The 11,258-nt window shown below is 48.2% G+C and carries 10 protein-coding genes; 6 read left to right on the top strand and 4 right to left on the bottom strand.

Annotation, left to right across the window (positions count from 1 at the left end; genetic code table 11):
* On the top strand, positions 1-210 hold a 210-nt coding region (locus HQN88_RS38730; RefSeq protein WP_420874469.1), incomplete at its 5' end, for a transposase.
* 209 nt (positions 211-419) lie between these two features.
* Here the strand turns inward: HQN88_RS38730 and HQN88_RS36725 are convergent.
* Genes HQN88_RS36725 through HQN88_RS36710 form a run of 4 tightly spaced genes read right to left on the bottom strand, consistent with a single transcriptional unit; the run spans position 420 to position 4,345 of the window.
* Positions 420-884, bottom strand: a complete 465-nt coding sequence (locus tag HQN88_RS36725) for a RidA family protein (protein WP_173121492.1) — start codon at positions 882-884, stop codon at positions 420-422.
* A 47-nt stretch (positions 885-931) separates the two neighbouring features.
* Positions 932-2,536: an N-acyl-D-amino-acid deacylase family protein gene (locus HQN88_RS36720; protein WP_173121490.1), complete on the bottom strand. Its 1,605-nt coding sequence runs from the start codon at positions 2,534-2,536 to the stop codon at positions 932-934.
* A gap of 37 nt (positions 2,537-2,573) precedes the next feature.
* Entirely contained in the window at positions 2,574-3,680 is a 1,107-nt protein-coding gene (locus tag HQN88_RS36715) for an alanine racemase (RefSeq protein ID WP_173121488.1), read from the bottom strand.
* Positions 3,677-4,345, bottom strand: a complete 669-nt coding sequence (locus HQN88_RS36710; protein WP_173121486.1) for a helix-turn-helix transcriptional regulator — start codon at positions 4,343-4,345, stop codon at positions 3,677-3,679. The genes HQN88_RS36715 and HQN88_RS36710 overlap by 4 nt, the downstream gene beginning before the upstream one ends.
* Before the next feature lie 204 nt (positions 4,346-4,549).
* Between HQN88_RS36710 and HQN88_RS36705 the strand changes: the two genes are divergently transcribed.
* From HQN88_RS36705 to HQN88_RS36685, 5 genes are all read left to right on the top strand, one after another.
* Complete coding sequence (locus tag HQN88_RS36705; RefSeq protein ID WP_173121484.1) at positions 4,550-6,346, top strand: cache domain-containing sensor histidine kinase; 1,797 nt, start codon at positions 4,550-4,552, stop codon at positions 6,344-6,346.
* Positions 6,343-7,896, top strand: coding sequence for a response regulator transcription factor (locus HQN88_RS36700; protein WP_173121483.1), 1,554 nt, complete (start codon positions 6,343-6,345; stop codon positions 7,894-7,896). The genes HQN88_RS36705 and HQN88_RS36700 overlap by 4 nt, the downstream gene beginning before the upstream one ends.
* 132 nt (positions 7,897-8,028) lie before the next feature.
* Positions 8,029-9,375, top strand: a complete 1,347-nt coding sequence (locus HQN88_RS36695) for an extracellular solute-binding protein (protein WP_056620280.1) — start codon at positions 8,029-8,031, stop codon at positions 9,373-9,375.
* Positions 9,376-9,450: 75 nt separating this feature from the next.
* Positions 9,451-10,326 (top strand): carbohydrate ABC transporter permease, encoded by an 876-nt coding sequence (locus HQN88_RS36690; RefSeq protein WP_173121481.1) that lies wholly within the window; start codon positions 9,451-9,453, stop codon positions 10,324-10,326.
* A 62-nt stretch (positions 10,327-10,388) separates the two neighbouring features.
* Positions 10,389-11,243, top strand: a complete 855-nt coding sequence (locus HQN88_RS36685) for a carbohydrate ABC transporter permease (protein WP_420794150.1) — start codon at positions 10,389-10,391, stop codon at positions 11,241-11,243.
* Positions 11,244-11,258: the final 15 nt, after the last annotated feature.

The raw sequence follows: 11,258 nt of genomic DNA, 5'->3' as shown, positions 1-11,258 counted from the left end.
CAAGATCCAAAAGGAAACCCAGTCATTATTGGCACCAATCTACACTGGCATTCTGCAGAAAAGATTGCTGACATTTACAAGCAACGGTGGCAGATTGAAGTGTTTTTTCGTTGGATCAAACGCATCTTAATATTCCAATGTTATTTGGAACGACGCAAAATGCCGTGTATGGCCAGTTGTACACGGCTTTATTGGTATACGTATTGTTAAAATTTCTTTTTGATCAAGGTAATGCAACCGTTCATGTGACAGCCAGACTGACTTTTGTTGAATTTGACAGACGATTCACTTTGAAGATTTTGTCACCTGAATGGACGGTGTATTTAAGCAGCTACATTATTTTCCCTTCCAGAATTTAGCTAATCAACAGGCCTGTACATTTTCCAGTTAATCGCTATCGACTATTTGTGAAAGGTTCCTTAGTCGCGAATCTCAACAATCAACTCAATTTCCACAGGCGTGTGGAAAGGCAGATCGCTCGTTCCGATCGCGGAGCGGGCATGCTTGCCGTTTTCGCCAAAGATCTCAACGAGCAGGTTGGATGCACCGTTGATCACATACGGCTGGTCGCCAAAGCCGGATTCACTGTTGACGAAGCCGAGCATTTTGACGATTTTGACAACACGGTCTAAATCCCCAAGATACCCTTTCATTACAGCAAGGCAGTTAATGATTGTTTGACGAGCTGCCTCTTGGCCTTGCTCAATCGTGACTTCTCGGCCTAGTTTACCTTCATACATAAGCTCACCGTTGATACGGCAGTCTTGGCCGGACAAGTAGATCAAGTTCCCTGTTTGATTACATGGAATATACGTGAAACGCGGCTCTGGGGAAGGGGGAAGCGTGATACCAAGCTCTTGCAATCGTTTTTCGATAACGGACATATGAATGACCTCCAAGTCAAAGTTAGGTTTAGGTTATAGTGAAAAATTTAGTGCTTGCAGCAATGCTGTGCGCGAATGAAGCTGCCTTCTCGCGCATGCGTGTGTTGACCGCCGGTCAACGATAACGCACCATTCACAACAACATGCGAGATGCCATCTGGATACTGCCTCGGATTCTCGAATGTCGCATGATCCTGAATGGTATCCGGATTGAACACCGCTACATCGGCGATGTAGCCAGGAACAATCAGCCCCCGCTTGCCCAACTTGAAACGCTGAACAGGGAACGATGTCACTTTGCGCACCGCCTGCTCCAGAGTCAAAATACGATTCTCGCGGACATACTTCGCAAATACGCGAGGGAACGTCCCATACAAACGAGGGTGCGGCTTCCCGGTATCACAAGTAAGACTATCTGACGCGATGAGTGATTTATCATAAGCAACAACTTGCTTCACATCTTCGTCAGACATATGGAAGTAGACGATGGAGATTCGGCCTTCTTCTTCCAAAAGGAGATCCATCATACATTCCGCTGGCTCCTGTCCGCGGATTTCGCTGATCTCGGCAAGGTGCTTGCCTTCGAGGTGGCGATTGCGCTCCGTGTGCATGGCGGAAAGGAACACGCTTTGCCAGCCTGTGGAACAAACCAAGTTGTCCCACGTCGTCTGTTCGTGGCTCAATTCTTCGCGAACACGGGCACGAAGCGAAGGATCACGCAGCACTTCAAGCGCACTCTCGATTCCGCCTTCTAGCACCCAAGGAGGAAGAATGGTGGTTAAGCTGGTGGAGCCTGCATTATATGGATACACATCACAAGTGACGTCCATGCCACGAGAGCGTGCATCTTCAATGAGCTCCAGCGCATCGTTGATTTGTCCCCAATTGCGCTTACCAGCAGCTTTGAGATGAGAGATGTGCAGGGAAACGCCAGCCCTCTCCGCAATCCAGATGACTTCCTTGACGGAAGGCAACAAATTGTTACCCTCACCGCGAATATGCGTAGAGAAAAGGCCGTTATACTTGGGCAAGACGGAGCATAGTTCAGCGATTTCTTCTTTGCTCGTATAGCTGCCTGGTGCGTAGAGCAGTCCGATGGAGAAGCCAATTGCACCCGCCCGCAGGCCATCTTCGAGCATAACCTTCATCTGTGCGATTTCGGGACCAGTTGCTGGACGATTGGCAAAGCCCATCACCGCGATACGCAAAGCGCCATGCGCCACATAGGTGGCCATATGCTCAGATGGACGCGAATTGGCGACGGCATCCATATATTCGGCAACCGTTTCCCATGGCCATTGCCACTTGGTTTGACCTAACACCGGCTGAACATAACTTTGGAGAAGTTCAGCTTGGGAAGGGACGAAGGGAGCAGGAGCGAGCCCGCAGTTGCCGACGACCTCCGCAGTAACGCCTTGACGCATTTTGATTTCACTATGCGGATAATCGAAGATCATCAGATCGGAATGGCAATGGCCATCAATAAAGCCAGGTGATATGACTTGCTTATTTACATCGATGACCTTCAAAGCATCCTCATGAAGCTGACCAACAGCGACGATTTTGTTGCCTTGGATGCCAACATCGCCAGCAAACCAAGGATTACCAGTGCCGTCGACGATACGTCCGTTTTTCAAAATAAGATCCAACATGATGGGGCACCTCCCAAATGTATTCCACCAATTTCAGCTATTCCAGCATGCCTCGTGCAAGCACAGGTACGCGTTCAAATGTGTCACCGCGTTGCATCACAACATGATTGTGCAGGTTAACCGTACTGCAAATATGATTCGGAATAATGCGCAGCTGATCGCCGACTTTCAGGTCAGCTGCTTGTGCCAGAGGGCCAAGCTCGACCATGCCGTGCTCCTCCGTCATCCGCACGAGAAGCGCATCTTCCAGGCCATGAATATGGCCGAAACCGCGCAACTGCAAGGGATGCGTACCTGGCTGCACATCGGTGGCGAAGGTTTTGCTGCCGCCGTCGACGATCGCCAGATCCGCCGAAGGCCGGCTCACGACGGTGACGAGCACGCTGCCGGCACAGTCCTCAAGCTCGCAGACGCCAAGCTGCGTCTGCATCCGATCTTGATAGACGTAGGTGCCGGGACGGACCTCCGTCACGCCTTCAACTGCCGCGGCATACAAAGCCGTCGGCGTCGATCCTACGCTGACATCGGCGATGGCGATGCCGATGGCTCTAAGTCGGTCAGCGAGGTCAACCATCAGCTGACCTTCTTCTAGACCGGCGGCCGCCACGTCGAGCGTGGGTTTGCCGGCCAGCAAGGCGCCGCGGAACGTGTAGATGCCGGTCAGCCGCAGATGCGGCATACCCGCAATCTCCGTAGCCAGCGCGGCGGCTGCCTCATACGGCACACCGGTTCTGCGCAGCCCGGTGTCAATCTCTAATCGAACCTGCAGCGTATGCCCATGCTTGGCCGCGGTCTGCTCCATCAGCTGGGCGCCGGCCAAGCTGTCTACACCAACGATGAGCTCAATCTGCTCGCTGATGCGAATCGCACGTTCGATCTTGCTCGCGGTCACCAAAGGATACGCGATAAAGATATTGGAAATCCCATGCGCCGCCATCACCTCGGCTTCTGACACTTTAGCCACCGTAATGCCAACAGCACCTGCGTCAATTTGTTGCTGAGCAACAGAAGGAAGCTTATGCGTTTTCGCATGCGGACGTAGTTTCACGCCATTGTGCCTAACACGTTCTGCCATGGTTGCAATATTCCGTCCCAAGATATCTGTATCAATAAGGAGACAAGGCGTTTCTAAGGAGATCGTCATAGGGATTCACTCACACTCTCTTTCGCGTTACTTTTACCCTCTTCCAGATGGCTGTATAGGGTGTATTTGGATATGTTGAGATACGTACAGATTTTCTCGCCGCCTTTTTTGATCAGAAAAGCACCCTTGGCATCGAGAAGCTGAATCATTCGCATCTTATCTTCTTTCGTCATAACAGCAACAGGTTTATCGATGATTTCCTGTGCTTCTTGAATGAGTGCATCTAACAGATCGCTAACACTCGTGACGAACGATTCCCTCACCTCGGTTTGCTCACCAGCGGGATTGATGAGGTTCTTCAATGTTTTCTCGGCGACCATGAGATCCGTGATGTCCGTGTTAATACAGAGAGAACCGATAATTTTGCCTGCTTTATTTTTCATATAAATCGAGCTGGATCGCAGAATGCGGCCGTCCTTCGTTTGGGTCAAATAGTTGAATTTGTTGCCGTTTACATGATTGCCTCGCAGCAGTTCAAGACCTAGATTCGTGCCAGGATCTCCGACTTTGCGTCCCGTGATATGACCGTTGGCAATGGCGACGATGGTGCTCTCATAGGACCCTGTCAAATCGTGAAGCACGACTTCACAGTTCTCACCGAATTGAGCAGCAAGGCCAGTCACCATATCGGTCAAAAATACGAATTCATCCTGAATGGACTCCATACTGGTTATCCCCCCTTACAGGTTGTAGGTTATTCTGAGCAAAATGGTAACACAAACTTTCTGAATGTCAAACAAAAAGTTTGTTAGACTAAAAAAAAGTATGATTTTCCAGGTTCGCTCATGATACTATGGTAAAAAGATTAGGGTATGTGGAATGCTAAGTGTTGCCAGAAGATGGATTGCTAGATGAATGGAGGATTTCCCATGAAGCGGTGGTTTGCCAAATCGCTCAATCGCAAGCTCTCATTGCTAATTTTATTCGCAGTTGTCTTACCTTTACTTACGATGGGAACGGTCTCCTATCGGATTGCAACCTCGGTCACCGAGGATAAAGCGAAGGAAGCAGGGATGAATACCCTGAGGCAGATGACAGATAAGCTTGATTTTGTTATTCAGGACGTGGAGAACATGTCGATCTTCTTGATCGGACAGAGGGATGTCCAGGCCTACCTCGGCAAAGAAGAAAGTGATATCAATCTGTATTCACAGCTTATCGGGACCTTATGGAACTTATCCTATTCCAAAAAGTATATTGCCAATATTACCATTACGCCGAAAAACAGTAATCCGGTGTTATATACAACAACGATTACGAATTCGGGTTTGGCACCTCTTTTGCAACAGTACGAAACGACGAATAAATCAGCTCCCAAATGGTGGTCACCACTCTATGACATTCAAACCTCAGATGGTTTACGCAAGGTGATTTCACTGGTCAGACCGATTCGGGATTTCAGCTTATTCAAAACGTTGGGCACCTTATCCTTTTCCCTAGATCAATCAGAGATTGAGCATTATTTGACGGATGCAGGCTGGGAAACGAGTGGGTTTGTCGTCTTGGTAGACGCGAATAATCGTATTATTGCTGGAGGCGATCGGAAGTGGCTGATGAAGGAAATGTCCGAAGTATTCCCCAACCTGCATGGACTTACGGAAACAAGCGGCGTGTCGAATGTGCTGCAAGGGATGCATCCCTATACGGTTCTCTATAACGGACTTCCACGTGTAGGTTGGAAATTAGTTGGATTCATTCCGACGGAAATTTATCAAAAGCAAAATGGTTTCGTCCTGACCGTAACGGCTGTCACCATCCTCATTGCGCTTTTGCTGGCGATGGCACTGGTCATTTATTTCTTACGATGGGTCACGAACCCGCTCATGAAATTGACCAAATATCTCAAAGATCTGAATCCAGATGAGACGATTCCTACGTTTGAAGTGAAAAGCGTAGATGAGGTAGGCCTTCTGGTTCACAGCTACAATAAGCTTAGCGACCGAATCAGCCGTCTGAAGCATCAAGTTCAGCTCAATGAAGCGATGAAGAAGGAGGCGGATATTATGGCGCTGCAAGCACAGATCAATCCGCACTTTTTATATAACACCTTGTCGTCTATCCACTGGATTGCCTTGATGAATAAGGATCGACAAATTGCCGAAATGGTCGGTGCACTCAGTGATTTCTTGCGTTTTAGCTTAAATAAGGGGGAGGAGTTCTGTGTCGTTCAGCAGGAGGTTTCCCATGCTCGGAACTATGCGTATATTCAAGCGATTCGATTCCCGGATCAGTTTGAGATCGAATTCTTTATTGAGCCTGAAATGACGCAAAGTGTGATGTTGAAGCTGCTGCTTCAGCCATTGATTGAGAATAGTCTGATTCACGGCATTCAGAAGAAAAAAACCAAAGGACACATTTATGTGCACGGCGAGCTGCGGGAGCATGATATGAAATTTGTGGTGGAGGATACGGGAATTGGGATGGATGAAGCCAAACTGAGAGATATTCATGGACAGCTGGCTTTGGCCAATCAGAAGCTCGGTATTCGAAGTGAAGCGGATGAAGAGAGGAAGAAGGTTGTGACTAGCTATGGACTCATTAATGTGCATCGCAGGTTACTGCTGCATTATGGAGCGGGTGCGGGCCTTGTTCTGGAGAGTACACTGGGCACAGGTACCCGAATTACATTCCTAATTCCGCGTGAGAGGGGAGAGTCGACAGTATGAGAATTCTGATTGTAGATGACGAAGTTATTATTCGTACGGGCCTATGTACGGTGATCGATTGGAAAGAACTTGGTTTGGAACTGCTGCCAGCAGCCTCATCAGCGGAGGAGGCTTTAGAGCGCATTCCGCAGGAGAAGCCGCATATTGTTTTGACCGATATTCGAATGTCAGGGATGGACGGTATTGAACTTGCCCGGGAAATCAAGCTAATTTTACCGGATACGGAGATCGTTATTCTCACGGGATATGATGATTTCAATTATGCGCAGCAGGCTTTACGCGGCGGTGTGACTGATTATTTGCTTAAAACAAGCCGTCCGGAGGAGATCATCAAAGCAGCTTTGAAAGCGAAGCAGAACATCATGGATAAATGGGAGTCGGTTAAGCAGGATAACCTTCAGCAGGCAGCGCTGCGCTCACAATTGTTGGACAGGGCTTTGAATCGTGGTTTACACGATGATGAAGCAGCACGTACACAGCTGCACCAATGGTTTCGCAAAAATGGCGTCGACAGCTCCACGGATGATGGTGCGGGAATTGCCAGACAGGTGCTTCTCGTATCCTGTTCGGGTTGGGTGACTTTCGCTAATCTGCTGCAAGGCGCCGCGGAGAATATGTTATACGAGCTTCTCCCTTGTGTGACATTGATGAATAAGGATCATTTCATACTTGTCGTTCGATACGAAGTTGGTGTAACGGATGCCGCGGGGCTTCTTAAGGCACTTCAGCGCGTCACCGAAACACTCAAATGCGCCGTTTTCGCTGCGCTTGGACCCGTTGCGCATGATGATGAGGGACTGCGTGAGTCCTATCGCGCTGCCAAGGAAGTTTTCGCCTACCAGGGGTTGCTCGGCTCAACTGGACTTTACACTCCCCAAGATATTCGTGATCGAAGCGGGAGCCGCACGGTGTGCACGGAGAAAGAGGAGTCGGAGCTTGGCGCGATTCTCATGAATGACAACGCGACAGATCTCAGACACTGGGTCAATCATAAGGTTCGGACACAGCTGGAGGATACTGCGGCTACACCGCTTTCCGTCCAAGGGTACATACAGTCGTTGGTGGTAGCCGGACATCGTTGGTTAGAGAGAGCAAGTACGACACAGCAAGATTTATCGGCACTAAGCGCACTCTCTAAGCTAGAAGGGGAAGGCCGTCCTGAAGAGGAAGTGTTCAAAGTACTGTCAGCAATCATGAACATTTTCCATCAGGGGCTTGATCAGAATAAGTATGCGTACATCCATAAAGCGATTGCGTATATTCGGGATAATCTGCATCAGCCCATATCACTCCAGCAAGTTGCTGGTTTCGTTCATATCAATCCCAATCATTTCAGTGAGGTATTTAAGCGAGAGACCGGCTTTACGTATATCGAGTTTGTAACTCGGGAACGTATGAAGCTAGCCACAGATATTGTGCAGAGCACGCAAATGAAAGTGAGCGATATTGCTAGACGCGTGGGTTATGAGGATATCAAATACTTTACGCAACAGTTCAAAAAGCACACCGGAAGAACGCCGTCCGAATTTAGACAAGAGGGCAAAGACTGAAATATGTCCCCCTTCGCACCGAAGTCTCTCCCGTACCTTAACCAAGAAATGTCCCCTATACTAAAGGAGTAACGAAGAGAGCTTGCAAGTAAAGGAGCTAGTTGCTACGAAACTTTTAGGAGGTCCGAACGAATGAAAAAGTCATTTATCGTTACACTGGCGGCTGCGATGTCACTTTCGTTGATAGCAGGTTGTGGGTCAAATGGAACTACAGATGGGGCAAAAGATAGCACGGCACCAGCTAAAACAGAGACAGCGAAACCTGGTGAGAAAGTTAAACTTTCCATCTGGCACAACTATACAGGCGAAGATACACGTGCCAAAACGATGCGTGAATATATGGAAAAATTCAAGAAGGATCATCCGAACGTGGAGTTGGATATTCAGGGGATTCCACCCGATGGGTACCGTCCTCGTCTGAAAACCGTAGCAGCAGCGAATGAAATGCCGGATCTGTTCGTCATGTGGCCAGGCGTAATGACGAAGGAATTCGTCGGTGGGGATTTGATCCAACCGATCAATGAGCTTCTGGATAGTAAAGCAGAGTGGAAGGGCAATTTTATGCCAGGCTCCTTCGATGATTTCACGATTTCTGGCAAAACCTATGCAGCGCCTATGGCCTTATCGCCAACATCTATTCTTTATTACAACAAAGAAATCTTCAACAAATATAACGTACAACCTCCGAAAACATGGGACGACATGATGAAGCTGGTGGATACGTTCAAAAAGAACAATGTAACGCCAATTGCGCTTGGAAACAAAGCGGCGTGGGTTGCACAATCCAGTATCTTAAGTTCATTAGCTGACCGTGTTACAGGAACTGAGTGGTTCTTGAAGGCTGTTGATCAAAATGGCGCGAAGTTTACGGATCCAGAATTTGTTCAATCTCTGACGTATCTACAACAACTTGGCAAAGCCGGTGCTTTCCAAGAAGGCTTCAACAGCATTGACAACACACAAATGGAGCAAATGTTTGCGCAAGGGAAAGCCGCGATGATGATCGATGGCGGTTGGGCATTGCCGAACCTAGCAGCGAGCGCTTCCAAAGAAGCTTTAGCGAACATGGCAGTTACCGTATTGCCTTCCGTACCGAATGGTAAGGGTGATCCGAACACATTATCTGGTGTTGTTGGAACAGGTTTAGGTATGAGCAAGAAAGTAACTGGCGCACAAAAAGCAGCTGCTTACGAGTTGATCTATGCGTTGTCAGGTCCAGAAGCACAAAAAGCGATTTTGGAAGGCAATCAGCTAGTTAGCTACAAAGTAGCTTTGGATACAAGCAAAGTAACTTCCCTTTTCGCGGAGGTTTACAAAATGATGGGCACCGTCAAAATGACGCCAGTATATGACGGCAGACTTAGCTCATCAAGCGCAGATGTCGTGAACAACGGACTTCAAGAACTTCTGATGGGCGGTAAACCAGAGGATATTGCGAAGAAAGTGCAAGATGCGCAAGCGAAAGCTCTCGGTAAATAAGGTTAGGCCCAAAGGACTCCAGCCTCAGCTCGGCTGGAGCCTTTTTTCCAAAAAAAGCTTACAAGGAGGGGCATCATGAACGTGTCCGCAAGAATGAGAGGATTCATCACCGTAGGGCTCCTTCCAGCCTTAATCATCTATTTGTTTTTTGTTATCGTTCCGCTGTTCTGGTCGGCCTACTATGGCTTTTTTGACTGGAAAGGCATTGGCGCAGCGAAGTTTATTGGGATGGATAACTATATCGAAGTATTTACAGATCCGATCTTTTGGAAAGCTTTTAAAAACAACATGCTTATCGTTGCTGCTTCTGTCTTCGGACAGGTTCCGATCGCGATGATCCTAGCGCTTCTCTTGATGCGCAGCACACCTTTTCAACGTATCATTCGAGCGTCTGTCTTTATGCCCATGGTTTTGTCCTCTGTCGTTGTCGGGATTATCTGGGGATACATCTATCACCCGCAAATCGGTATTCTGAACTTCTTGCTTGATGGGGTTGGCCTTGATAGCTGGAAGAAAGCTTGGCTCTCCGATCCGAAAGTATCGATGTTCGCACTGATGGTGCCGATCATCTGGAATTATATTGGTCCTTACATGATTATGTTCATTGCTGCCTTACAAAATATTTCTCCTGAAATTGAAGATGCTGCCCAGTTGGATGGTGTCGGACCGGTTCGTAAGTTATTTGCGGTCACACTGCCCATGATCTGGGATACAGTGAAGGTAGCGATCGTGCTTTGTATTTCGGGCTCCTTGAAGGCGTTCGATCTTATCTATGTCATGACAGGCGGCGGCCCAGCGCATTCCACGGAATTGCTGGCTTCCTATATGTATAACAGTACGTTCAATGTGTACCGTTTCGGTTTCGGTAGCGCGTTATCCACAGCGATTATTATTCTTAGCTTGCTGCTGATCGTGGGCAGTCAATATCTAATGAAGCGAGACTATCGTTAGGCAGATCGAACCATTATCATTCATCTCTTGTAGGAGGGACATCTATGAAGCAGGTTGTAGCGATGCAGACGGGTTTTCCCGCTGGAGCTAAACAACGTAAAGTATGGACGCGCGGTGCCATCAATGCCGTTCTTTCCTTATATGCACTGGTTACGTTGTATCCATTAATATGGTTATTTATTAGTGCCGTTAAATCAAATGAAGAGTTTTATTCCCGGCCTTTTCTGCTGCCGACCGTCTGGAAGTGGGATAACCTGGTCCGTGCATGGAAAGTTTCGGGAATGGGGCTCTCCTTATGGAACTCCACAGTTGTAACGGTGGCTTCCTTAGTACTTACGCTGATTCTAGGCGCATTAGCGGCCTTTGTGATCGCGCGGTTTGAGTTTAAATTGAAGGCATTCTTCACAGGACTGTTCCTGCTAGGCATGCTCATTCCGATTCACAGCACACTAGTACCTCTATTTATTATTATGAAAAAAATAGGGCTGTTGAACACGTACGGCGCGCTTATTTTGCCCTATGTTGCATTCGAACTACCTTTAGCGATCTTCATTGTAGCTGCGTACTTAGTCAGTATTCCAAAAGAAATCGAAGAGGCCGCGCTTATTGATGGTACGGGCTACTGGGGCATTTTCTTCCGCATGATGCTCCCGCTAAGTGTACCTGCGCTTTCAACCGTTGCCATTCTGGGCTTTCTGCGATTCTGGAATGACTTTGCTTTCGCTCTTGTTTTCATTAGTAAGCCTGCACTCAAAACCGTACCGCTTAGCTTATCCGCCTTTGCAACAGGCTACATGACGGATTACGAATTGACGATGGCTGCGCTTGCGATTGCTGTGCTTCCAACGATTATCGTGTTCTTGCTGTTCCAGGAGCAGATCATGAAGGGTATGACGGCTGGTGCGGTGAAGGGATAGGTGCTACCAGCACCT

The sequence above is a fragment of the Paenibacillus qinlingensis genome (assembly GCF_013204845.1).
GTDB classification, from domain to species: Bacteria; Bacillota; Bacilli; order Paenibacillales; family NBRC-103111; genus Paenibacillus_E; species Paenibacillus_E qinlingensis.
The sequence above is the reverse complement of the archived record's forward strand: the minus strand, read 5'-3'. Positions and strand labels throughout refer to the sequence as shown.

Bases quoted from the DNA above. Each gene is read 5' to 3' on its own strand.
- HQN88_RS36725 (WP_173121492.1), bottom strand. From the start codon at position 884: ATGTCCGTTATCGAAAAACGATTGCAAGAGCTTGGTATCACGCTTCCC.
- HQN88_RS36720 (WP_173121490.1), bottom strand. From the start codon at position 2,536: ATGTTGGATCTTATTTTGAAAAACGGACGTATCGTCGACGGCACTGGT.
- HQN88_RS36715 (WP_173121488.1), bottom strand. From the start codon at position 3,680: ATGACGATCTCCTTAGAAACGCCTTGTCTCCTTATTGATACAGATATC.
- HQN88_RS36710 (WP_173121486.1), bottom strand. From the start codon at position 4,345: ATGGAGTCCATTCAGGATGAATTCGTATTTTTGACCGATATGGTGACT.
- HQN88_RS36705 (WP_173121484.1), top strand. From the start codon at position 4,550: ATGAAGCGGTGGTTTGCCAAATCGCTCAATCGCAAGCTCTCATTGCTA.
- HQN88_RS36700 (WP_173121483.1), top strand. From the start codon at position 6,343: ATGAGAATTCTGATTGTAGATGACGAAGTTATTATTCGTACGGGCCTA.
- HQN88_RS36695 (WP_056620280.1), top strand. From the start codon at position 8,029: ATGAAAAAGTCATTTATCGTTACACTGGCGGCTGCGATGTCACTTTCG.
- HQN88_RS36690 (WP_173121481.1), top strand. From the start codon at position 9,451: ATGAACGTGTCCGCAAGAATGAGAGGATTCATCACCGTAGGGCTCCTT.
- HQN88_RS36685 (WP_420794150.1), top strand. From the start codon at position 10,389: ATGCAGACGGGTTTTCCCGCTGGAGCTAAACAACGTAAAGTATGGACG.